At 70.9% G+C, this 19,817-nt stretch carries 25 protein-coding genes and 1 pseudogene; 13 read left to right on the top strand and 13 right to left on the bottom strand.

The features are described 5' to 3' along the window. The 3 genes from AB0F72_RS15590 to AB0F72_RS15580 all read right to left on the bottom strand — a co-directional run. On the bottom strand, positions 1–268 hold a 268-nt coding region (locus AB0F72_RS15590), incomplete at its 3' end, for a hypothetical protein (RefSeq protein ID WP_360430747.1). After that, entirely contained in the window at positions 265–477 is a 213-nt protein-coding gene (locus AB0F72_RS15585; protein ID WP_360430745.1) for a hypothetical protein, read from the bottom strand. The genes AB0F72_RS15585 and AB0F72_RS15590, both read right to left, overlap by 4 nt. Positions 478–700: 223 nt before the next feature. Further along, a complete protein-coding gene (locus AB0F72_RS15580; protein ID WP_360430743.1) occupies positions 701–1,891 on the bottom strand; it encodes a helix-turn-helix transcriptional regulator in 1,191 nt (396 codons plus the stop codon). A 307-nt stretch (positions 1,892–2,198) separates the two neighbouring features. Here AB0F72_RS15580 and AB0F72_RS15575 point away from each other — a divergent pair. After that, positions 2,199–2,600: pseudogene (locus tag AB0F72_RS15575) on the top strand (XRE family transcriptional regulator); the annotation flags it as partial. A 27-nt stretch (positions 2,601–2,627) separates the two neighbouring features. Here AB0F72_RS15575 and AB0F72_RS15570 read toward each other — a convergent pair. Beyond that, a complete protein-coding gene (locus AB0F72_RS15570) occupies positions 2,628–3,209 on the bottom strand; it encodes a Uma2 family endonuclease (RefSeq protein ID WP_360430741.1) in 582 nt (193 codons plus the stop codon). Between the two features lie 123 nt (positions 3,210–3,332). Between AB0F72_RS15570 and AB0F72_RS15565 the strand changes: the two genes are divergently transcribed. Together AB0F72_RS15565 and AB0F72_RS15560 are read left to right on the top strand one after the other, a co-directional pair. Next, complete coding sequence (locus tag AB0F72_RS15565) at positions 3,333–3,824, top strand: GNAT family N-acetyltransferase (RefSeq protein WP_360430779.1); 492 nt, start codon at positions 3,333–3,335, stop codon at positions 3,822–3,824. A gap of 31 nt (positions 3,825–3,855) precedes the next feature. Continuing rightward, positions 3,856–4,149, top strand: a complete 294-nt coding sequence (locus AB0F72_RS15560; protein ID WP_360430739.1) for a DUF1905 domain-containing protein — start codon at positions 3,856–3,858, stop codon at positions 4,147–4,149. 9 nt (positions 4,150–4,158) lie between these two features. Here AB0F72_RS15560 and AB0F72_RS15555 read toward each other — a convergent pair whose 3' ends face one another. Beyond that, positions 4,159–4,755: a TetR/AcrR family transcriptional regulator gene (locus AB0F72_RS15555; RefSeq protein WP_360430737.1), complete on the bottom strand. Its 597-nt coding sequence runs from the start codon at positions 4,753–4,755 to the stop codon at positions 4,159–4,161. 44 nt (positions 4,756–4,799) lie between these two features. On the opposite strand from AB0F72_RS15555, the gene AB0F72_RS15550 reads away from it, so the two are divergent. Continuing rightward, positions 4,800–5,282: a GNAT family N-acetyltransferase gene (locus AB0F72_RS15550; protein WP_360430735.1), complete on the top strand. Its 483-nt coding sequence runs from the start codon at positions 4,800–4,802 to the stop codon at positions 5,280–5,282. On the opposite strand, the gene AB0F72_RS15545 is transcribed toward AB0F72_RS15550, so the two are convergent. Together AB0F72_RS15545 and AB0F72_RS15540 are read right to left on the bottom strand one after the other, a co-directional pair. Further along, complete coding sequence (locus AB0F72_RS15545; RefSeq protein WP_360430733.1) at positions 5,248–5,895, bottom strand: phosphoesterase PA-phosphatase; 648 nt, start codon at positions 5,893–5,895, stop codon at positions 5,248–5,250. The genes AB0F72_RS15550 and AB0F72_RS15545 overlap by 35 nt on opposite strands. A 44-nt stretch (positions 5,896–5,939) precedes the next feature. Further along, a complete protein-coding gene (locus AB0F72_RS15540; protein ID WP_360430731.1) occupies positions 5,940–6,416 on the bottom strand; it encodes a MarR family transcriptional regulator in 477 nt (158 codons plus the stop codon). Between the two features lie 243 nt (positions 6,417–6,659). On the opposite strand from AB0F72_RS15540, the gene AB0F72_RS15535 reads away from it, so the two are divergent. The 3 genes from AB0F72_RS15535 to AB0F72_RS15525 all read left to right on the top strand — a co-directional run bounded on the left by AB0F72_RS15535 (position 6,660) and on the right by AB0F72_RS15525 (position 9,160). After that, the gene (locus AB0F72_RS15535) at positions 6,660–7,544 is read left to right on the top strand and encodes a G5 domain-containing protein (RefSeq protein WP_360430729.1); all 885 of its coding nucleotides are present in this window, start codon (positions 6,660–6,662) and stop codon (positions 7,542–7,544) included. Between the two features lie 45 nt (positions 7,545–7,589). After that, positions 7,590–8,423 (top strand): nucleotidyltransferase domain-containing protein, encoded by an 834-nt coding sequence (locus AB0F72_RS15530; protein ID WP_360430727.1) that lies wholly within the window; start codon positions 7,590–7,592, stop codon positions 8,421–8,423. Between the two features lie 62 nt (positions 8,424–8,485). Beyond that, a complete protein-coding gene (locus AB0F72_RS15525) occupies positions 8,486–9,160 on the top strand; it encodes a peptidase E (RefSeq protein ID WP_360430777.1) in 675 nt (224 codons plus the stop codon). Positions 9,161–9,299: 139 nt separating this feature from the next. Here the strand turns inward: AB0F72_RS15525 and AB0F72_RS15520 are convergent, their stop codons facing one another. Next, positions 9,300–9,497: a hypothetical protein gene (locus AB0F72_RS15520; RefSeq protein WP_360430725.1), complete on the bottom strand. Its 198-nt coding sequence runs from the start codon at positions 9,495–9,497 to the stop codon at positions 9,300–9,302. Positions 9,498–9,700: 203 nt separating this feature from the next. On the opposite strand from AB0F72_RS15520, the gene AB0F72_RS15515 reads away from it, so the two are divergent. Then, a complete protein-coding gene (locus AB0F72_RS15515) occupies positions 9,701–10,591 on the top strand; it encodes a hypothetical protein (RefSeq protein WP_360430723.1) in 891 nt (296 codons plus the stop codon). Between the two features lie 34 nt (positions 10,592–10,625). Here the strand turns inward: AB0F72_RS15515 and AB0F72_RS15510 are convergent, their stop codons facing one another. Beyond that, positions 10,626–10,988 (bottom strand): PH domain-containing protein, encoded by a 363-nt coding sequence (locus AB0F72_RS15510; RefSeq protein WP_360430721.1) that lies wholly within the window; start codon positions 10,986–10,988, stop codon positions 10,626–10,628. Between the two features lie 24 nt (positions 10,989–11,012). After that, positions 11,013–11,324 carry a 4a-hydroxytetrahydrobiopterin dehydratase gene (locus AB0F72_RS15505; RefSeq protein WP_014447501.1) on the bottom strand — a complete coding sequence of 104 codons (312 nt, stop codon included), beginning with the start codon at positions 11,322–11,324 and terminating at the stop codon, positions 11,013–11,015. A gap of 185 nt (positions 11,325–11,509) precedes the next feature. Here AB0F72_RS15505 and AB0F72_RS15500 point away from each other — a divergent pair, with 185 nt between their 5' ends. Next, positions 11,510–11,932, top strand: a complete 423-nt coding sequence (locus tag AB0F72_RS15500) for a (deoxy)nucleoside triphosphate pyrophosphohydrolase (RefSeq protein ID WP_360430718.1) — start codon at positions 11,510–11,512, stop codon at positions 11,930–11,932. Here AB0F72_RS15500 and AB0F72_RS15495 read toward each other — a convergent pair. Then, positions 11,921–13,462: a long-chain fatty acid--CoA ligase gene (locus tag AB0F72_RS15495; RefSeq protein ID WP_360430716.1), complete on the bottom strand. Its 1,542-nt coding sequence runs from the start codon at positions 13,460–13,462 to the stop codon at positions 11,921–11,923. The two genes, AB0F72_RS15500 and AB0F72_RS15495, sit on opposite strands and share 12 nt — an antisense overlap. Before the next feature lie 112 nt (positions 13,463–13,574). Between AB0F72_RS15495 and AB0F72_RS15490 the strand changes: the two genes are divergently transcribed. From AB0F72_RS15490 to AB0F72_RS15475, 4 genes are all read left to right on the top strand, one after another. Beyond that, positions 13,575–14,207 carry a TetR/AcrR family transcriptional regulator C-terminal domain-containing protein gene (locus AB0F72_RS15490; RefSeq protein WP_360430714.1) on the top strand — a complete coding sequence of 211 codons (633 nt, stop codon included), beginning with the start codon at positions 13,575–13,577 and terminating at the stop codon, positions 14,205–14,207. After that, positions 14,204–15,616, top strand: coding sequence for an aldehyde dehydrogenase family protein (locus AB0F72_RS15485; RefSeq protein WP_360430712.1), 1,413 nt, complete (start codon positions 14,204–14,206; stop codon positions 15,614–15,616). Before AB0F72_RS15490 ends, AB0F72_RS15485 begins: the two co-directional genes overlap by 4 nt. Further along, positions 15,613–16,701 (top strand): alcohol dehydrogenase catalytic domain-containing protein, encoded by a 1,089-nt coding sequence (locus AB0F72_RS15480; RefSeq protein ID WP_360430710.1) that lies wholly within the window; start codon positions 15,613–15,615, stop codon positions 16,699–16,701. Before AB0F72_RS15485 ends, AB0F72_RS15480 begins: the two co-directional genes overlap by 4 nt. A gap of 184 nt (positions 16,702–16,885) precedes the next feature. After that, the gene (locus tag AB0F72_RS15475) at positions 16,886–17,473 is read left to right on the top strand and encodes a DUF6886 family protein (protein ID WP_360430708.1); all 588 of its coding nucleotides are present in this window, start codon (positions 16,886–16,888) and stop codon (positions 17,471–17,473) included. Between the two features lie 552 nt (positions 17,474–18,025). On the opposite strand, the gene AB0F72_RS15470 is transcribed toward AB0F72_RS15475, so the two are convergent. Next, complete coding sequence (locus AB0F72_RS15470) at positions 18,026–18,610, bottom strand: TetR/AcrR family transcriptional regulator (RefSeq protein ID WP_360430706.1); 585 nt, start codon at positions 18,608–18,610, stop codon at positions 18,026–18,028. Continuing rightward, positions 18,607–19,812, bottom strand: coding sequence for an acyl-CoA dehydrogenase family protein (locus AB0F72_RS15465; protein WP_360430704.1), 1,206 nt, complete (start codon positions 19,810–19,812; stop codon positions 18,607–18,609). The genes AB0F72_RS15470 and AB0F72_RS15465 overlap by 4 nt, the downstream gene beginning before the upstream one ends. Positions 19,813–19,817: the final 5 nt, after the last annotated feature.

Here is a 19,817-nt window from a genome sequence, read left to right as displayed (position 1 = left end):
CCGCGCACAACGGCCGGGCGGCCGGGATGCCGTCCTCGCAGGAGCTTCTGCTCGACGGCTGGTAGGGGTGCGGCTCGGTGTCCGGGTCTTCCAGGGCGACGAGGCGGCCCTTGGCGCGGGTCTCGGCGGTGATGCAGGTGTGCGCTCGCAGGTTCGGGTAGCGGGAGAGCACGGCGTGCGGTGGGTACGCGATGCCCGGGGGCGGCTCGTCGCACAGGTGCGGGTCGTGAGCGATCGGCGCGGCCGGGTAGTGCTTGCCGATGTTCATCGCATCCTCCGCGCCCAGGCAGGAGCCCAGTCGCCCAGAGCGTCGACCAGATCGATGAAGGCGTCGACCTCGCCGTCGCCGCGCCCTGCCGTCCGTAGGGCGCGCTCAGCAGGGCAGGGCCACCGCTGGCCGTCGTACCGGCAGGCCTGGCGCCATGGCAGCAGCTGGCGCCGCGGCGCGTGGGTGATCTCGTAGCTGGTCACGCTCATCGCCTCCACCGAGCTGGGCTTCGGGGTCGGGGCGACGGCGGGCCATGCCGTGAAGCGAGCGCCCGCCGCCGCTGTGCGCGGGAGCGGGCCGGCCGAAGATGTCCAATCGACGCCAGTCCACCGCCGCACATCTGATCGTTACGGAGCGATCACGCGAGGTGGAGTAGTGGCGCGCTGCCAGATGCCCGCTGCCAGGATCTGGCAACGCTGGCAACAGGGCGGTTCACGTACCGGCAGCGACCGATCGCAGGGCTTCCCGGAAGTCCGCAGGCCCGGACTCGCCTGGGTACCGTTCGTGGAGCTCGGCGTCCAGCTCGCCGCCGACCATCAGCAGCGACGGCAGCGACTTGCGCTGGCCGTTGAGTGCCCCGATGCCCGCCGTGACCGCCTGCTCCAGATCCCCGTTGCGGGCCGCGAGCGCGGCGAGTGTCAGCCTGGCTTCCGTCATCCGCATCGGTGCCAGCTCGCCGTCCGGGCTCGCACCCAGCTTCAGCACCGTTCGCGCGTGCTGCGCTGCTCGCGCGTCGTCACCAGCGAGGCGATAGGCGTCCATCGCGTAGAAGTCCCACTTCGCCGGGTCGACGATGAAGTGGTGGTCCGGCCGCAGCGGATCCGGCCGCGACGCGAGCAGCGTCCGCCCGCGCTCCAGGGCATCCCGCACACCTGCCTTGTTGCGAACACGGGCGTGGGCCTTCGCTTCCTGGCCGGCGAGCTGTACGGCCGCGGAGCCCCCAGGCGCGGCCGCCTGGCCGGCCCGTGCAGCGTCGAGCACCGCCCGGAGCCTGCCCTGGGTGAGCGCGAACCATGCCGACATCTCGAAACTCCAGCCGATGATTTCCGGGTTCCCGCCCTCCTCGCCGAGCTGCCGCGCGGCCACCCTGGTCGCCTCGGCCGCCGCTCGCTGGCCGATGTCGTACTCCAGGCAGCCGGTCAGCAGAGCCAGCCAGCCAGCGGCGTGAAGCAGCCCTTCGTGTGCAGCGAGGCCAACCGGTTTGCGCAGCTGCCGGTCAATCTCACCAAGCCAGCCGTGCGCCTCCTGCCGAAGGCTCCGGGCATCGCGGGTCGGGTACTCGCAGCACAGCTCAATCACCGTGGCTTCGAGGGATTCAATCGTGCCGGTGTTGATGGCGCTGGCCCGGATTCGGCCGAGGAGCTCGGCGGTTTCCCAGGGCCGGAAGTCGTTGACCTCGAACCGCGCGGGCTTTCGCTCCGCGATGATCGCTTCCAGCTGGCCGCCGGTTCCTAGCGTTCTATCCAGGGCGCGGGCCAGATCTGGGTTGGGTGGGCGCACCCCTCGTGCCACGCGGGACAGGTGCCCGGCGTCTATGCGGGCCTGGCGGGCCAGCTCTCGCAGTGAGGTAGCGCCGCGGAGGCGGACCAGGGCTTGCTCGAACGTCTCTCGGCCGGTCGTCATCCGTGCTCCCTGGTAGAGGTCAGGGTGCGGCGGCCGGCCTCTACTCCGGCCGCCGATATCGACGGTACGTCAATGTTCGCAACGCTGTGGACGGCCGCAGTGAGCTGCACCGAAGGGAGGACATCCGCGGTCCATGTGCGGGGGATAGGTCCTTGATCATGCGCTGCGCCTCCCACCCGTCAGTGCCGTGTCCCCTGCGGACGTGGACGTCGTGGTGGTCGAGGACGGCCGTGGTGGACACGACCTCGAAGTCCGCCGGTCCGCTGTCCCCGCGACTGGCCCGGCCCGGTCGGCCAGTGGTTGTTCGGGCGTGTGGCTCAGCGAATACGAGTACTTCAGCAGCAGCCGGGCGGACACGTACGCCGGACGGCACTTCGTTGTATTGATTCAGCATGATGACCAGCTGACGGTGCGATCGCTGCCGGAGTCGGCAGCGTCCACGCTGACCATGGATCTCACGGTGGACGGCACCGTGTTGACCGGCACCTGGACGGAGCGGACCGACCCGCAGGGGCACTACAAGGGCGCTCGCTATCACGGCGCCCTCCAGTTGCTTGCCGAACCGACGGGGCGCCGGCTGACGGGTAAGTGGCTCGGCTTCGGCAAGGATATGGACGTCAACACCGGTCCGTGGGAGTTGACCTTCCAGGACGCGAGCACCAGCAAGGCCACGCTGGCGAACTACGCCCGGCCGCCCGAAGCCGGATAGCGGAGCGGCGGCCCGATGCTTCCGGGTTCAGCTCCGGCGGCCGGGAACCAGCCCATCCAGGTCGATCTCGATGGCGAACGGCGTCGTGGTCCGCAATTCGTGGCGATGGATGCCGCTCGGCGCGTAGGCGCGGGTCGGCTCGTCGAGCTCGTAGGCGTGGACGACCGGCGACGTGTGCTCGTCGTCGACGCGCCAATAGTGCGGGATGCCGGCTTCCGCATATTTGCGGAGCTTGACCGTTCGATCGCGGTGCGCCGACTCCGGAGAGACCACCTCAATGACGAGGAGCACCTGGTCCGGCGTGTAACAGGTGCGGTTCGGGTCGTAAGGTCCCGTTGTGGCTAGCAGGTCGGGTTCCGGGCGATTCCACTTATCGAGTCGGATGGTGATTTCTCGGTCGACTTCGATGCCGGCCGGCGCCTGGCTCGTCAGTGCGTTCACCAGCGCGGTGATCATTCGAGCGTGCCAGACCCGCTGGGGGGACATCATGAAGACGAGTGCTCCATCGATGAGCTCGGTGTGTCGCGGGGCTTCGGGAAGGTGGTCGAGGTCGTCGGCGAACCACCCCTCTGGCCGGGGTGGGCGCATCCACTCGGGCACCGCGGTCATTTCGTCACCGTAGCACTCGGTAACCGCCGTGACCGGTGTCGTCACCTGGTGGCAGGCGCCCATCGGCTCGCCCGGCACGCCATCGCGTTGCCCGGCGTGACGGGTCGGTTCTACGGTGACCCGGTGATGATCCGCGACGCCGAGGACGGCGACTGGCCCTCGATCTACCCCTTCTTCAGTGAGATCGTCGCGGCGGGGCATTCGTACGCCTACCCGGCGGATCTCTCCCTGGAAGAGGCCCGCGCGTGGTGGATGGAACACCCGCCGGGCCGGACCGTGGTCGCGGTGCAGGGCTCCACCGTGCTCGGAAGCGCCAAGATGGGTCCGAACCGGCCCGGTCGAGGCGCTCACGTCGCGACCGCCAGCTTCATGGTCGATTCCGCGCACGCCGGCCGCGGTGTCGGCCGCGCCCTCGGTGAGCACGTCGTCGACTGGGCCCGTCGCGCCGGGTACCGCGGCATCCAGTTCAACGCGGTGGTCGAGACGAACGAGGTGGCGGTCCGGTTGTGGCGCTCGCTGGGCTTCGCGGTGCTGGCCACCGTCCCGAAAGCGTTCGACCATCCCGAGCACGGCCTGGTCGGCCTGCACGTGATGTACCTGGATCTGGAGGAGTGACGCGGGCCGGGGGCTGGTTAGATGGGTCACTGTGGAGTGGGCGTTCGACGGTGAGGTCATCGAGTGGCGCGGGCCCGCGCCGTACTACTTCGTGGGCATGCCAGTCGCGGACAGCGCCGAGCTCAAGGAAGCGGCGCGGTCGCTGATCTACTGGGGTCAGGTTCCGGTTCTGGTCACTCTTGGGGCTACCGAGTTCCGGACGGCGCTGTTTCCCCGCGACGGCCGCTATCTGCTTCCGCTCAAGGATGCCGTTCGGGAGGCCGAGGGCATCGGTGAAGGCGACGTCGTGTCGGTGCGGCTGCGTCCGGGCCGGCCCGGGGACTAGGGCCCTGATCTAGGACCGACCGGCCAGGCCGTGGGCTGCCAGGGCCGCGTCCAGCATGGCCTCCTGCTCCGCCGCCGGGAAGGCGGCGGGGTCGGCGGCGGCGTAGGCCGCCACGCCCTCGGTCATCGCGATCAGGGCGAGCGCCGCCGTCGCGACCCGCTGCGGTGTCCACTCCGGAGCGGCGGCCGAGACCAGGCGCTCGACGCGGGCGCGCCAGGCGCGGTTGTTGCGGCGATGCTCCTCGATCAGCTCGGTGTCGGTCACGGCTGCGGCCAGGAAGCCCATCCAGACGATCGCCTCCTGCCGGGTCTGCTCGTCGAGCGCCATGCCCTGGCGCAGGATCGCGCGCAGGGCCGCGCAGGGGTCGGCCGCCGAGGACTCCAGGGACTCGACCCGGGCCCGGGTGGTCTCGTGCAGCAGCCGGCGGGCGTGCAGCAGGAGGGCCTGCCGGTTCGGGAAGCGGTGCATCACCAGGCCCGTCGTGCAGCCGGCCGCGGCCGCGACGGCGCGGACGGTGAGCCGCTCCAGGCCCTGCTCGGCGAGCACGCTCCACACCGCCCGGGACAACGCCTCGCCCTGTGCTGAACGGTCTGCTGATCGGGACACGTAACGGATGTTACCGTAACGCTTGTTACGAAGGGAGAGGCGCCATGAGTGTTTCCGTCGAGGTTCGCGCCTGGGACGACCCGGACGGTGTCGCGCTGCGGGCCGCGCAGCGCACCGAGCTGGACGCCCGCTACGGCACCGGCGACCACGAGCCGGGCACGCCGCCGTCGGCCGCCGACATCGATCTGTTCCTGGTGGCCGTCGCCGGCGGGCAGGCCGTGGGCTGCGGCGCGCTGCGCCGGCTGGATGCCACGAGCGCCGAGGTGAAGCGGATGTACGTGTCTCCGCACTCCCGTGGCTCCGGGGTGTCCACGGCGATCCTGCGAGCACTGGAGGAAGCCGCCGTGGAGCGCGGCTGGACGACGATCCGGCTGGAGACCGGTCCCGCCCAGCCGGACGCGATGCGCTTCTACGAGCGCGAGGGCTACCGGCAGATCCCGCTGTTCGGCGCGTACGTGGGTTCGGATCTCTCGGTCTGCTACGAGCGGGCGCTCAGCGCAGCAGGGGGAACACCGTCCCGGCGATGACGGCGCCGGCCACCGCGCCCACCACCACCTGCGCCGGCGTGTGCGCGGTCAGCCGCACCCGCGCCCAGCAGCCCAGCACCACCAGCGGCACGCCGAGCAGCGCGACCGGACCGTAGACCGCGGTCAGCGCGGCCACCGTGCCGGACGCCACGCCGGCGTGGATGGACATCTTCCACCAGTGGGTGACGGCCGCGAAGACGGCCAGGCCGCAGCCGCCCGCCCCGAGCAGGGCGAGCACCTCGCGGGGCGCGCCGAGCGCGACCAGCAGGGCCAGGCCGGCGGCCAGCGACGCGGTGCCGAAGAGCAGCGGGACGCGGCGGTCGGCGCGTTCCGGGATGTGGTGGTTGGTGAGTCGTCCTCTGCGGACGCCGTGCAGCACGTACCCGAGCGGGATGACCGCGGCGAACAGCGCGCCGGGCAGGCCCCACCAGTGCGACGCCCCGGACGTCTCGCCGGCGTGCCAGCCGACGACCATCAGCAGGGCGGCGACCAGGACGGCGGGGGCGAGCACTTCGGACACGATCCGGGCGATGCGGGTCGGCAGGTCGGACCGGGCCGGGAGGTCGTCGCGGGATTCCGGGCGGGTGACGGGGAAGGCGGCGGCGTTGAGCACCGGCCCATTCTCGCAACCCGGCGGCGAAATGCCGGAATGTCCGATCAGGTGTCGGCGGCCATCGCGGAGAACGCGGCGGCGAGCCGGTCCAGGTCGAGGCCGTCGAGGTGGTCGAAGATGTGCCGGCGCACGCTGGCCAGATGCGTCGGCCACGCCTCGCGGAGCCGGGCCAGGCCCTCCTCGGTGAGCACCGCGTTGGCGCCGCGCGCGTCCTCCACGCAGCGGGTGCGGCGCAGGTGGCCGAGGGATTCGAGCTTGGCGGCGAGACGGGTCATCCCGCTCAGCGACATGTCGCAGGCGACGGCGAGCTCGCTCATCCGCATCATCTGGCCGGGCGTCTCCGAGAGGTGGCGCAGCACCGAGTATTCACTCGCGGACATGCGCTGCTCACGCATCAGATCGGCGTCCAGCGCGCGGGGCATGACCATCAGGAATCGGCCGAGCGCGCGCATGACTGCCTCCTCCTGCGGGCTCAGCGGGACCGGCCCCGCCGCGGGCGCCGGCGTCGTGGTGGCGGACATGACGTCGATCGTACGACCGGGCGCCTGCCGCCCTCTGTCGACTTTCCGCCTCGCCGGGGCAACGCGTGAACCAGGTCACGGGCAGCGGGCGTCAGCAGTTTGGGGGACATTGTGGTGATTTGCCTGCGGGCGAAGAAGGGTCACAATACTTCGGTGCAAAACCAGACAACTAGTGACTCTCTTCAGCAACTGCTCGAAATGCCACGAAAGTCTTGGTGGGCTCGTCTGCCGTTCGGTGTCCGGATGACCGCGGGCACGACCGCGCTGCTCGTGCTCGCCGGAGCCGGGGTGGCCGGCGTGGTCACCCTGTCCGGGGACGACTCGCGAACCGTCGCCACGGCCGACGCCGGGATCGCCGACCCCGACCTGGGCGCGCCCCGGCTCGAGGAGAGCCCGGAGGTGGTGAGCCGGGCGGCGGCCGCGGCCGAGCCACTGCCTCAGCGGCACACGCCGGGGACGCCGCGCACGGGACCGACCACGGCGGCTGCGGGGGCGGTGGCCGGCGCGGCCCAGCTCAGCCGGGCCCGGGTGGACGACGAGCGCGCCGACCGGACCGGGCCGCGCCCCGCCCGTACCGCCGGGAAGAAGCCCGCCGAGCGCGCGACGCCGCACCGCGCGCCCGCACAGTCCTCGGTCGCGGAACCGGTGGTGACCACGCGCACCGACGTGGAGACGCGGGACATCCCGTTCCCGACCCAGGTGATCCGGGACCCGTCGCTGCCCCGCGGCACTCGCAAGATCGAGTCGCCTGGCCTGACCGGCGAGGAGACCCTGCGCTACCTGGTGACGCTCACCGACGGCCGGCCGACCGCCCGGATCCTGATCGGCACCGAGGTCACCCGCGCTCCGGAGCCGCGGATCGTGGTCTTCGGCGCCCGGCGTCCCGCGGACCGGTCCTGCGAGGGCCTGCTGCGGCTCTGTATGCCGCTGGGCCGCTCGGCGGTCTGCCCGGAGGACGGTTCCGGCGACACCGGAGGACCGGTGGCCGACGGGGCCGGCGGAGCCGACGGGACCGACGAGACCGGAGACCGGGACGACACGGCCGTCCTGACCCGCGAGGAGCTCGCGCTTCTCGATCCGGAGACCCTTGACCGGGTACGCCGGGAGCCCGGCACGCTGTGTCGATGACCACCGGTGATTGCGCCGCCCGGCCCGGGGATCCACCGTAGGGGCATGGCACCGTCCGACGCCGATCTGGCCGAACTCGCCGCCCGACTGACCGCCGTGCCAGGGGTGTGCGGTGTGGTGCTCGGCGGCAGCCGGGCTCGCGGGACGCACACGCCGGACTCCGACACCGACCTCGGCCTCTACTACCGGGTGCCGCTGGACACCGTCGGGCTGGGCCGGCTCGCGGTGGAGGCCGGCGGTGCGGGCGCGACGGTCACCGAGCCGGGCGGGTGGGGGCCGTGGGTCGACGGCGGCGGCTGGCTCACCATCGGCGGCGGCGCGGTGGACTGGATCTATCGGGACCTGGACCGGGTGCACCGGTGCTGGGCCGATGCGGAGCGGGGACGGTACGCGTTCCACTCCCAAGCCGGTCATCCCCTCGGGGTGCCCGATTTCTCGTACCCGGGGGAACTGGCCCTGGGCCGCGTCCTGAGTGACCCGTCCGGTGAGCTCGCCGCCCTCCAGGATCGCGTCCGGGTCTTTCCGCGGCCGCTCGCCGAAGCGCTGGTGGCCGGCCTCTGGGAGGCCGACTTCCTGCTCGGCCTGGCCCGCAAGGCGGTGACCCGCGGCGACAGCGCGTACGTGGCGGGCTGCCTGTTCCGGCTGGCCGGCGTGTGCGCGCACGCGCTGCACGGCGCCGCCGGCCGGTGGCTGATCAACGAGAAGGGCGCGGTGGCCGCGGCCGGAGCGCTGCCCGGTGCGCCGGACCGGTTCGCCGCCCGGGTCGACACGGCGTTCGCCGCGGTGAGCGGTGACCCGCTGCACCTGAGCCTGGCCATCGACATCGCCGCGGATCTCGTGCTGGAGACCGTCGACGCGTGCGCCATGATGTTGCGGTGACCGCTGACGTTCCCACTATTCTGGCCACCAGCGCCTTCTTCCGGCGCGGCAGCCATGGCCCGATGAGCCTGCGCCCGGGCGCCGTCCACTACTTCGCCGCCGAGCTGGCGAACGCGCGCACGGCGCCGAAGATATGCGTGCTGACCCAGGCGACGGGCGACCCGGAATCGCGGATCGGCGCGTTCTACGCGGCCTTCGCGGGCACCGAGTTCACCATGTCCCACCTGCAGCTGTTCCCGATGCCGAACGTCGAGGACATCCGCGCGCACATCCTGTCCCAGGACATCGTCTGGGTGGACGGGGGCAGCGTGGCGAACCTCTGCGCGCTCTGGCGGGTGCACGGCCTCGACGAGATCCTGTACGAGGCGTGGCAGGCCGGCGTCGTGATGAGCGGCGTGTCGGCCGGCTCGATCTGCTGGCACCAGGGTGGCAGCACCGACAGCTACGGCTTGGAGCTGCGCGGGTTCACCGAGGGACTGGGCTGGCTGCCGTACAGCAACGGCGTGCACTACGACGCCGAGGAGCAGCGCCGGCCGAAGATGCACGAGCTGATCGGCGACGGGACGCTGGGCGACGGGTACGCGACCGACGACGGCGCCGGCCTGGTCTACCGGGGCACCAGGCTCGACGAGGTGGTGGCCGACCGGGAGGGCCCGCTCGGGTACGAGCTGAAGCGCGCGGCGGACGGCTCGGTTGTCGAGACCGCCCTGCCGACCCGCGTCCTGCCGATAATCTGAACCCGCAACCGGGACGTGACCAGCTCCGTTGTCCGCACCGGAGCCCAACCGAGGAGTGCAGCCCAACCGAGGAGTGCGATGTCCGTGCGTGGCGGAGAAGGCGGCAGCTGCCGCTGAGCGATGGTCCGCCGCGGCCGGCTCAGTACAGGGCGACCGTGGCGAGACCGACCAGCACCGCGGAGAGCAGGAACGCCACCGCGAAGATGGCGTTGCCGGCGATCCGGTGCGGCTGGCCGCCCTCACCACCCCCGGGGCCGGCCGGGACGCCGCCGAGGTCCTGTCCGAGCATCTCGGTGCGGTATCTCCTGGTCAGCGGGCGCGCGAGGTGAGCCAGCACCGTGATCGCCTCCGGGGGGTAGAGGGTGGGACCTCCGGTAGCATGCGGCGACCCGAAATCGGGGAGCAATGGTTACCCGTCGGTAACCGTCCCGGGTGGCTCGAAGTGGCATGAGCGAGTGGTACGTCCGTACGAACCTGGACGAGTCTTGTCACTCTTTTTAGGTATTTGTCGGTAAGTAGTCTTTCGCCATCATTGTCCCGATGGCAGAGAAGTATCACGCCTTGTTCCGAGGCCCTCTGACCGTCTTCATGGCGCTCATCGGCCTGACCTCCGGCGTAGCCCAGCTCGCCGGCATCCCGACCCGGACCGCCCAGTGGGTGCTGACCGCGGTCTTCCTCGCCAGCCTTCTCTACTTCGTGGTGCGCGTCTGGCAGATCGGTTTCGTCGTCAAGATCCGTGAGCTGCGCGCCGAACTCCTGGAAGCGACGAAGTCGCTCACCCTGCAGCAGGCCGGCCACCAGCACTACCTCGACGCCATCCAGCGGATCAGCGAGCGGGAGAAGCCGCTCTTCTCGGAGACCCTGGACGTGCTCGTGACGGTCGGCTCGGACGACGACAGCGACCGGATCGTCGAGAAGCGGATCACCACGCCGGAGCCGCTCGTCACGCACCGGACCATGCGGCCGATCGTGCCCACCGACACCGACCGGCTGGCCCGGCTCGACGAGATCTCGTTCCGGACGCTGCGCCCGGTCGGCGGCACGATAACCGTGCTGCCGCTGGAGCAGGCCCGGCTGCTGCGGATCTGGCTGATCTTCGACCCGGCGATGACCACGCCCACCGAGTGGCAGGTGGAGTACCGGCCGCAGGGCCTGTGGCGGCCGCTGCGCGAGCGCGGCTGGGACCAGCTGGCCTGGGAGGACCGGCTGCCGACGGTGAGCGGCACCCCGTCGGCGTTCACCCGGTTCGCGGTGACGTTCTCGTTCCCCGAAAGCGACCAGCCACCGAGTGTGAAGGAACGCTCCGGGTACGGCCGGATGGGCGAGCCGCACCGCGACGACCGGGGCCGGTGGGAGGTGGTGTGGCGGGACGAGAAACCCGCCGGCCGGCGCTACGTCTGGGATCTCACGCAGGCGGTCGGCGGGCGGTAGGGCTCAGCAGGGTAGGACTCAAGCAGGACAGGACTCAGGACGCGCGGCTGAGGATCAGGTTGTGCACCTGGTGCGCCTTGTCGGACCCGCGGAACTCGATCTCGTAGACGTGGGTGCCGACCGTGATCGCGATGGTGCCGGAGGAGAAGAACTGGCCGGCCCAGCTCTTGTTGCTGACCACGCTCACGCTGCTCACCTTCGCGTACGGGATGCTGGTGATGGCGAACCGCTTCCCGACGAAGGACTTGTCCTGCACGATGATCCGGCGGTTGGTCAGGCCGATGAAACCGGTGCCCGCACCGATCGCGTCGTAGACCGCGATGATCTGCTCACCCTCGAGCAGCCCGCTCTGGATCTGCTCCAGCTGACCCTTGTTGTCGTACACCACGTCGCTCATGCGGCGCAGCGTATCGCCGGATATCTACGAACGCTCCACCACGGTGCGGTAGAAGTCCTCGATCCGGGCGGCCAGCGTGACCTCACCATCGGTAATCGCCGTGCCGTCGGAGGACCCCAGGCAGATCTGAGTGTGACCGTCGACCCGCCGGATGCTGGGCCGGATGGCGAGTGTGTCCGCCGCCACCTTGATCCGCTCGGTCAATGCGGCATGCTGACTGTCGTCGCACGGGAGATCCCGCCGCAACTGCACACCGTCTCGTGTCCACCCGCCCAGTAGCGCGATCGCGTCACTCAGGTAGTCGGCGCCGTTGCCCCGGCGTCGTCTGGACCGCATCAGCCGCACCCCCCTTGGCGTCGTTGCCGGCTTGTGGCCGAACTGTCGCCGTGTCGTCATGGTCGGTGCCCCACAGTTTCGTCCGTCGGACCACCTCTGTCCACGCCCACATATACGTGTTTGCGTGACGATCGGGGCACCAGCGGGCAACCTGATCGGTGAACTTTTGTGCGATCTTTGTTCCTATGCCGCCGGAACCGAACGTCAAAACCTCGCCATCACCCAGGGTGATCGTAGCGGCGGTGATCATCACCGACGGGCGGGTGCTCGCCTGCCAGCGCAGCGCGCCCCCCGAGGCGGCGGGCAAATGGGAATTCCCGGGCGGAAAGGTGGAGCCGGGGGAGACCGAGGAGGCGGCGCTGGCCCGCGAGTGCGTGGAGGAGCTGGGCGTCCGGGTCAAGGTCGGTGACCGGGTCGGCCCGGATGTGCCACTGGCCCACGGCCGCGCCGTGCTCCGGGTCTACGCCGCCGCCCTGCTGGACGGCGACGTCCCGGAGGCGCTGGAGCACACGTCCATGCGCTGGCTGACCGTGGACCAGTTGAACAGTGTCCCGTGGCTGCCCGCCGACAAGCCGATCGTGGCGGAGCTGCCCTCGCTACTGGTGTGAGTACTGCTGGCGCAGCTCCCGCTTCAGCACCTTCATGCTGGGCCCGAGCGGGAGCGTCTCGGCGAACCGGATCTGCCGGGGGTACTTGTGCTTGCCCAGGCGCTCCTTCGACCAGTCGATCAGCTCCTCCTCGGTGACGCCCTTGTCCTCACACACCACCACCGCGCAGATCTCCTCGCCGAGCGTGGCGTCCGGCACCCCGATCACCGCGACCTGCTGGATCGCCGGATGCCGGGCCAGCACCTCCTCGACCTCCCGCGGGTAGACGTTGAAGCCGCCGCGGATCACCAGGTCCTTGGTCCGGTCCACGATCCGGATGAATCCCTCCTCGTCCCGCGCGCCCAGGTCGCCGGTGCGGAACCATCCGTCGACCAGGGCCTCGGCGGTGGCCTCCGGCCGGTTCAGGTACCCGGCGAAGACGTTGTGCCCGCGGATCACGATCTCGCCGAGCTCGCCGTCCGGCAGGAACTCGATGCGCTCCGGGACCTCCGGCCGGGCGATCTCCACCTCGACGCCCCAGATCGGGTGCCCGACAGTGCCCGGCTTCGCGCCGAACACCGGCTGGTTCGTGGTCGCGGTCGGCGACGTCTCGGAGAGCCCGTAACCCTCCCAGATCGGTGAGCCGAACGCCTCGGCGAACTTCTCCAGCACCGCGACCGGCAGCGACGCGCCGCCGGAGACGCAGAGCTTGAGCCGCGGCAGGCGGTCGGCCTTCGGCGCCGCCTCCAGCAGGCCGATGTACATCGTCGGCACGCCGTGGAAGATCGTCACGTTCTCCTTGAGCATCAGCTCGATCGCCGCCTCACCGGAGAACCGGGGCAGCAGCACCAGCGTCCCGCCCAGCCGGAACGTGGCGTTCATCCCGACCGTCTGGCCGAACGTGTGGAACAGCGGCAGGCAGCCGAGGACCACGTCGTCGCCGGTCAGCGGGTGCACGTCGAAGACGTTGACGGCCGCGTTCATCACCAGGTTGAGGTGGGTGAGCAGCGCGCCCTTCGGCTTGCCGGTGGTCCCGCTGGTGTAGAGGATCACCGCGGTGTCCTCGGCCTCCGTCGTCACGTAGGTGTGCACCGGCTCGACCTTCGCCGCCAGCTCCTCCAGCCGGGCCGGAGCGTTCGGCAGGTCGGCCGGCAGCGGGCCCACGTTGACCAGCCGGGTCCCGGTGGCCTGTGCCGCCGCGCCGCCGGCCTGCAGGAACGCGGAGTGCGTGACGATCAGGTTCGCCTGGCTGTCGGTGAGGACGTAACCCACCTCCTCCGGGGTGAGCAGCAGCGAGATCGGCACGATGCGGGCGCCGACCGTGAGCGCCGCGTAGTAGACCCGGGGGAAGTCGGCGACGTTCGGGATCATCACGGCGATCGTGTCGCCCGGCGTGATGCCGAGCTCGCGGAGGCCGGCCGCGTACGCCCGGGTCTGCGCCCAGAGTTCGCGGTAGGTGATCCGTTCGCCGCCGGCATCGACGATCGCCACCTTGTCGGGATGGCGGCGCGCGGCCTCGGCGAGGACGGTCGCCAGGGACAGCGTCGTCATGCGGAGCCTCCTTCGTAGTTTCGCGAGTGATGTACGTCGCAGTTCCGCCTAAACTAGCGGTGTAAGTTTTTACACGTCCAGTGCTGATTCCGTAATTTCCTGAGGAGTTCTCATGGCTCGGCCCCGGCAGGCGCTGCTCACCCGGGAGCGCATCGTCGAGGCGGCGTCCGCGCTGATCGACGCGGAGGGCCTGGACGCGCTGTCGATGCGGCGGCTCGCCACCGAGCTGGGCGTGCAGGGCCCGTCGCTCTACAACCACTTCGCGACCAAGGCCGAGATCGTCGACGCGGTCGCCGAGTCGGTGGTCGCGCAGGTGGACATCGAGGTGTTCCGCAATGGCGACTGGCGCGAAGGGCTGCGGCTCTGGGCGAAGTCGTACCACGCGGTCCTCACCGCGCATCCGAACATCGTGCCGGTGCTGGCCACCGGTCCCGGCCGGCGGCCGGCCGGCCTGGCGATGGCCGAGGCGGTCTACGGCGCGCTGATCGAGGCCGGCTGGTCCCGGGCCCGGGCCACCCACATCGGCGCCCTGATGCGATACCTGATCACCGGCTCGGCGCTCGGCTCGTTCGCGCTCGGTTTCGCCGCCGACCCGGAGCTCTACGACGAGCGCTATCCGCACCTGCACCGCGCCCACGAGCTCGCCGCCCATCGCGACGCGGTCGACGAGGGCGCCTTCGAACTGGGGCTGGATCTGTTGATCACCGGCCTGACCGAACGCTACGACCAGGGGGTACGCCGATGACGTCGGTATTCCGTGAGCAGCTCTACATCGGCGGGCAGTGGGTGCCGCCGGACTCGGGCGAGCGGATCGAGGTGGAGAACCCGTACACCGAGGAGGTGTTCGGGCACGTCCCGGCCGGCACCGCCGAGGACGTGAACCTCGCCGTCTCCGCCGCCCGCCAGGCCGCGGACGGCTGGGCGTCGGCGTCGCCGGCCGAGCGCGGCGCGGCGCTCGGCCACCTGCACCAGGCGCTGGCGGCACGCGCCGGGGAGATCGCCGAGACGGTGGGACGCGAGCTGGGGACGCCCCTCAAGGTCGCGAAGGCGGTCCAGGCCGGGCTTCCCCTCACGGTGCTTTCCGGGTACGCGGAACTGGCCGCCCGGGCGAGCGAGGAGGAGACGATCGGCAACTCGCTGGTCGTCCACGAGCCGGCCGGCGTGGTCGGTGCGATCACCCCGTGGAACTACCCGCTGCACCAGATCGTGGCGAAGGTCGGCGCGGCCCTGGCGGCCGGCTGCACCGTGGTGCTCAAGCCGAGCGAGATGACGCCGCTCGTCGCGTACCTGCTGTTCGACGCGGCCCACGAGGCCGGGCTGCCGGCCGGCGTGCTGAACCTGGTCACCGGCACCGGCCCGGTGGTCGGCGCGGCGATCGCCGGGCACCCCGACGTCGACCTGGTCTCGTTCACCGGCTCCACCGCGACCGGCCGGGCCGTCTCGCACGCCGCCGCGGACCGGATCGCCAAGGTGTCGCTGGAGCTTGGCGGCAAGTCCGCCAACGTGATCCTCGCCGACGCCGACCTGGTCAAGGCCGTGAAGGTCGGGGTCGGCAACGCGTTCCTCAACTCCGGGCAGACGTGCACCGCGTGGACCCGGATGCTGGTGCACCGCTCCCACTACGACGAGGCCGTCGAGCTGGCCGCCAAGACCGCGGCCGGATACACACTGGGCGACCCGTTCGACCCGGCGACCCGGCTCGGGCCGCTGGCCTCCGCCGGGCAGCGCGACCGGGTGCGCGGGTTCATCGAGCGGGCCTCGTCCGCCCGGCTCGTCGCCGGCGGGCTGGACGCGCCGCTGCCGGACACCGGGCACTTCGTGGCGCCGACCGTCTTCGCCGACGTCGACCCGGACAGCGAGCTGGCCCAGGAGGAGATCTTCGGCCCGGTCCTGTCGATCATCCCGTTCGGCGACGACGACGAGGCCGTGGCGATCGCCAACAACTCCCGGTACGGGCTGGCCGGCGCGGTCTGGGGCTCCACCGACCGGGCCCTCGCCGTGGCCCGGCGGCTGCGCACCGGCGCCGTCGACGTGAACGGCGGCGCGTTCAACCCGTTCGCGCCGTTCGGCGGTTACAAACAGTCCGGCATCGGCCGGGAGCTGGGCGCGTACGGCCTGGCGGAATTCCAGCAGGTGAAGGCCATTCAGCGATGACCCACTACATGACCGGCCTGGTCGTGCGCACCGAAGGCACCCCGGCCGAACTCGTCGAACTGCGGCTCCCCGAGATCGGCCCGGGCCAGGTGCGGGTGAAGATCCGCGCGGCCGGCGTCTGCCACTCCGACCTCTCGATGATCAACGGCACGCTCCGCCCGCCGCACCCGCTGGTGCTCGGCCACGAGGCGGCCGGCGAGGTGGTCGAGGTCGGCGAGCACGTCACCCGGGCGTCGGTCGGCGACCACGTGGTGCTGAACTGGCAGCCGGCCTGCCGCAGCTGCTGGTTCTGCGAGCACGGCCAGCCGTGGCTCTGCTCCACCTCGCACGGCATCGCGGCCCTGGAGAACGGCCTCACCCTCGACGGCGCGCCGGTGCACGTGACGCTCGGTGTGGGCGCGTTCGCGGAGCAGGTCGTGATGCCGGAGAACGCTGTCATACGCGTACCCCCGCAATTGGATTTTGATCTCGCGGCCCTGCTCGGATGCGCCGTGCTCACCGGGACCGGCGCCATCCGCAACACCGCGCGGGTCGCTCCCGGCGAATCGGTGCTGGTCATCGGGCTCGGCGGGGTCGGTCTGTCCGCGGTGGCGGCGGCCCGCGCGGCCGGCGCCGGCCAGGTGATCGCGGTCGACGTCAACGAGTCGAAGAAGGGCCTGGCCGAGGCGGCCGGCGCCACCGACTTCGTGGTCTCCTCGGAGAACCTGTCCCGGGAGATCCGCTCCCGCACCGGCAAGCGCGGCGCCGACCACGCCATCGAGTGCGTGGGCCGGGCGTCGACGATCCGCGCGGCGTGGCGAGCGACCCGGACCGGCGGCCAGGTCACTGTCGTCGGGATGGGCGCGGCCGACGACATGGTCCAGTTGAGCGCCCTGGAGATCTTCAGCTCGGCCCGGATCCTGCGCGCGTCGGTCTACGGCCAGGCGGACACCGACATCGAGGTGCCGGCCCTGGCCGAGGACGTCCTGAGCGGAAAACTCCCGCTCGACTTCCTGATCACCGACCGGATCGGCCTGGCGGACGTGCCGGCCGCGTTCGACCACATGTCCCGCGGCGAGGGCGCCCGCTCGGTCGTCGTCCTCTGACGCGCTGTTCCGGAGCCGGTCCACCAGCCGGCTCCGGACTCCGTAACAGGCTGCGAACCGCTCTGCTGCTGAACACTGAGCCACACTGGCCCAGAGTTCCGTCGCCTCGAAGCTACGCCTCACCCGATCTCCGTCGCATCACGCCGACGACGGAGAGGCGGCACGGATGCGGTAGGAACAGGAGATGCGACCGGAAGCGGGACACGTTCTGCACTTCTCGGAGGATCCGACGATCGAGCGGTTCGTGCCGCACGTGGCGGTGACCGCTCGGCAGCCGGAGGCGTATGTCTGGGCTGTCGACCGGGACCAGGCGCCCAGCTACTGGTTCCCGCGCCAGTGCCCGCGCGTGATGGCCTGGGTGCGGCCCGGCACGACCGACGCGGATCGGGAGCGGATCGTCGGCGCCGGGTGCGGGGAGCGGGTGCACGCGATCGAGTACGGGTGGCTGGACGCGATGCGCGACACCACTCTCTATGCCTACCGGTTGCCGGCCGGGCCGTTCCGGCCATTCGGGGAGCCGCGCCCGTACGCGTGGGTGGCGGTCGAGCCGGTGGAGCCGCTCGGGCCGCCGGAGCCGGTCGGTGATCTGATCGCGTGCCATGCTGCGGCCGGGATTCAGTTGCGGCTGCTCGGCGATTTGTGGCAGTTCTGGGACGAGGTGGTCACGAGCACCCTGGGTTTCAGCGGCATCCGGCTCTGTCGTGCCCGTCCCCGGCCCGGTTCGACGGATGAATCGGGCAATCCGGCGGCGAGCCGTAGCTCAGTCTCCTGATCAGCTGGCGGATTGAACCGGCTGGTGCAACCACCGGTTGACTCCGCCGCCTGCGGTGACCTGCGTCAGCGACGGCTCGCCGGCGCAGCGGGTGATGTCGCCGAGCGTGTGGGGTTCGGGTCAGCGCGGGTGGGCGGGTCGCCGTTCAAGCGCGTGATCGTCACCGACGGTGTCGGCATCCGGGGTAAACCTGGCGCTGTGCGGAAACGTGTGGACGCTCGGGGCCCCGCAGGATGCCGCAAAGCCGCAACGCTCCGCCGGGGTGGTGACCCGTCGTGACATCGGCGTGCGGTTCGGCGGCCTGCGTGGACATCGGTGCGACGATTCGCGTATCCCGCGGGCCGATCGATGCCGTCGAGTGGCATCGCGCCGGGTCGAGCCGTAGCGGGGGCATGTGATCAAGCTGCTGCAACAGCTCTCCGCTACGGCTGGGCCGGCGAGCAAACGTCGGGCCGAACCGAGGGGCCGAAAACCGAGCGGCCGAAAACCGAGCGGCCGAAAACCGAGCGGCCGGACTTCACGGCCGGAGCCCGGGCAACGCCGGGCGGGTCCTCACACCGCCGGAGCGAGCAGCGCCGCCACCGTGCGGCGCAGGGCCGCCTCGGCGGACTCGATCGACATCTCCATCACGTCGCGCCACGTCGACCAGGTCGGCCACTGACTGACCGACGTGAGAGCGTTCAGCAACTCCTCGTCCTGACCGATTTCGGCCGGGAAGGTGGTTGTCAGCTCCTCGCGTACCCGGGCCACATGCAACCTGCGGTAGTGCTGCAACCCGGCCGAGAAAGGCTCCTTGAGCGCGGAGGCGCGCGCCGCCGGCGCGATCTCCTCCAGCAGGCGGGCGCGCTGCTCGCAGTACGCGGCGATCCGCTCGGCGAGTGGCAGGTCCGGCGGCACGGGGGAGTAGGACGTGTCGCGCTGTTCCAGCACCCGCTGACCACTCGCGGTCATCAGGGCTTCCATGTCGGCGAAGTGGCTCCACAGCGCGCGCAGCGACACCCCGGCCAGCTTGGCGATCCGGTCCGCGGTGGGACGCAGATCGCCTTCGCTGATCAGGCGGAGATGAGCGTCGACGATCGCGTTGCGGGTCCGTTCGGATCGCGCGGTACGACCGTCGACGCGTGGGGGTGTGGTCACGAACTACTCCGGTATCGCTTCAACTCACGGTGCGCCAGGGAACGCTTGTGCACCTCGTCCGGGCCATCCGCGAGCCGCAGCGTGCGGGCCGAGGCCCAGAGCCCGGCGAGCGGGGTGTCCTGGCTGGTACCGGCCGCGCCGTGCGCCTGGATCGCCTTGTCGATGATCCACTCTACGGTGCCCGGCACCACGATCTTGATGGCCTGGATCTCGGTGTGCGCGCCCTTGTTGCCGACCGTGTCCATCAGCCAGGCGGCCTTGAGCACGAGGAGCCGGGCCTGCTCGATCCGGACCCGGGACTCGGCGATCCAGTCCTGGATGACGCCCTGCTCGGCGAGGGGCTTGCCGAACGTGGTGCGGGCCAGGGCGCGGGTGCAGAGCAGTTCGAGGGCTCGTTCGGCCATGCCGATCAGCCGCATGCAGTGGTGGATCCGTCCGGGTCCGAGGCGGGCCTGCGAGATCGCGAAACCGCCGCCCTCCTCGCCGATCAGGTTGGTGGCCGGTACCCGTACGTTCTCGAAGATGATCTCGGCGTGCCCGCCGTGATCGCCGTCGGTGTACCCGAAGACCGTCATGCCGCGCTTGACCGTCACGCCCGGGGTGTCGCGGGGCACGAGGATCTGGCTCTGCTGCACGTGGCGGGCCGCGGCCGGGTCGGTCTTGCCCATCACGATGAATATCCGGCAGTTCGGGTTCATCGCGCCGGTGATGTAGAACTTGCGCCCGTTGATGACGTAGTCGTCGCCGTCGCGCTCGATCAGCGTGCCGATGTTGGTGGCGTCCGAGGAGGCGACACCCGGCTCGGTCATCGCGAACGCGGACCGGATCGAGCCGTCCAGCAGCGGCTTGAGCCACTGCTCCTGTTGCTCCGGCGTGCCGAACTCGGCGAGCACCTCCATGTTGCCGGTGTCCGGGGCGGCGCAGTTCAGCGCGGCCGGCGCGATGGCCGGGCTGCGGCCGGTGATCTCGGCGAGCGGGGCGTACTGCAGGTTCGTCAGGCCGGCGCCGTGCTCACCCGGGAGGAAGAGGTTCCAGAGGCCGGCCTCCTTGGCGGCAGCCTTCAAACTCTCCAGGATCGGCGGCGGACCCCAGCTGTCGGGGTCGGCGTGGTACGACGACTCGGCCGGATACACGTGCTCGTCCATGAAGGCGAGCAGCCTCTTCCGGTAGTCCTCGGTCTTCGCGTCGAACTCGAACTCCATGAAGA

The sequence above is a fragment of the Actinoplanes sp. NPDC023936 genome (genome assembly GCF_040639325.1).
Taxonomy (GTDB): domain Bacteria; phylum Actinomycetota; class Actinomycetes; order Mycobacteriales; family Micromonosporaceae; genus Actinoplanes.
Note: the sequence above shows the minus strand (reverse complement) of the source record. Positions and strands in the feature narration are given on the sequence as shown.

Excerpts from the sequence above, each read along its gene's own strand:
- AB0F72_RS15475 (WP_360430708.1), top strand. The coding sequence starts at position 16,886 with ATGCGACCGGAAGCGGGACACGTTCTGCACTTCTCGGAGGATCCGACG.
- AB0F72_RS15505 (WP_014447501.1), bottom strand. The coding sequence starts at position 11,324 with ATGCGGTCCAGACGACGCCGGGGCAACGGCGCCGACTACCTGAGTGAC.
- AB0F72_RS15585 (WP_360430745.1), bottom strand. The coding sequence starts at position 477 with ATGAGCGTGACCAGCTACGAGATCACCCACGCGCCGCGGCGCCAGCTG.
- AB0F72_RS15495 (WP_360430716.1), bottom strand. The coding sequence starts at position 13,462 with ATGACGACGCTGTCCCTGGCGACCGTCCTCGCCGAGGCCGCGCGCCGC.
- AB0F72_RS15530 (WP_360430727.1), top strand. The coding sequence starts at position 7,590 with ATGGCACCGTCCGACGCCGATCTGGCCGAACTCGCCGCCCGACTGACC.
- AB0F72_RS15525 (WP_360430777.1), top strand. The coding sequence starts at position 8,486 with ATGAGCCTGCGCCCGGGCGCCGTCCACTACTTCGCCGCCGAGCTGGCG.
- AB0F72_RS15500 (WP_360430718.1), top strand. The coding sequence starts at position 11,510 with ATGCCGCCGGAACCGAACGTCAAAACCTCGCCATCACCCAGGGTGATC.
- AB0F72_RS15570 (WP_360430741.1), bottom strand. The coding sequence starts at position 3,209 with ATGACCGCGGTGCCCGAGTGGATGCGCCCACCCCGGCCAGAGGGGTGG.
- AB0F72_RS15510 (WP_360430721.1), bottom strand. The coding sequence starts at position 10,988 with ATGAGCGACGTGGTGTACGACAACAAGGGTCAGCTGGAGCAGATCCAG.
- AB0F72_RS15465 (WP_360430704.1), bottom strand. The coding sequence starts at position 19,812 with ATGGAGTTCGAGTTCGACGCGAAGACCGAGGACTACCGGAAGAGGCTG.
- AB0F72_RS15485 (WP_360430712.1), top strand. The coding sequence starts at position 14,204 with ATGACGTCGGTATTCCGTGAGCAGCTCTACATCGGCGGGCAGTGGGTG.
- AB0F72_RS15550 (WP_360430735.1), top strand. The coding sequence starts at position 4,800 with ATGAGTGTTTCCGTCGAGGTTCGCGCCTGGGACGACCCGGACGGTGTC.
- AB0F72_RS15480 (WP_360430710.1), top strand. The coding sequence starts at position 15,613 with ATGACCCACTACATGACCGGCCTGGTCGTGCGCACCGAAGGCACCCCG.
- AB0F72_RS15580 (WP_360430743.1), bottom strand. The coding sequence starts at position 1,891 with ATGACGACCGGCCGAGAGACGTTCGAGCAAGCCCTGGTCCGCCTCCGC.
- AB0F72_RS15490 (WP_360430714.1), top strand. The coding sequence starts at position 13,575 with ATGGCTCGGCCCCGGCAGGCGCTGCTCACCCGGGAGCGCATCGTCGAG.
- AB0F72_RS15535 (WP_360430729.1), top strand. The coding sequence starts at position 6,660 with ATGACCGCGGGCACGACCGCGCTGCTCGTGCTCGCCGGAGCCGGGGTG.
- AB0F72_RS15540 (WP_360430731.1), bottom strand. The coding sequence starts at position 6,416 with ATGTCCGCCACCACGACGCCGGCGCCCGCGGCGGGGCCGGTCCCGCTG.
- AB0F72_RS15515 (WP_360430723.1), top strand. The coding sequence starts at position 9,701 with ATGGCAGAGAAGTATCACGCCTTGTTCCGAGGCCCTCTGACCGTCTTC.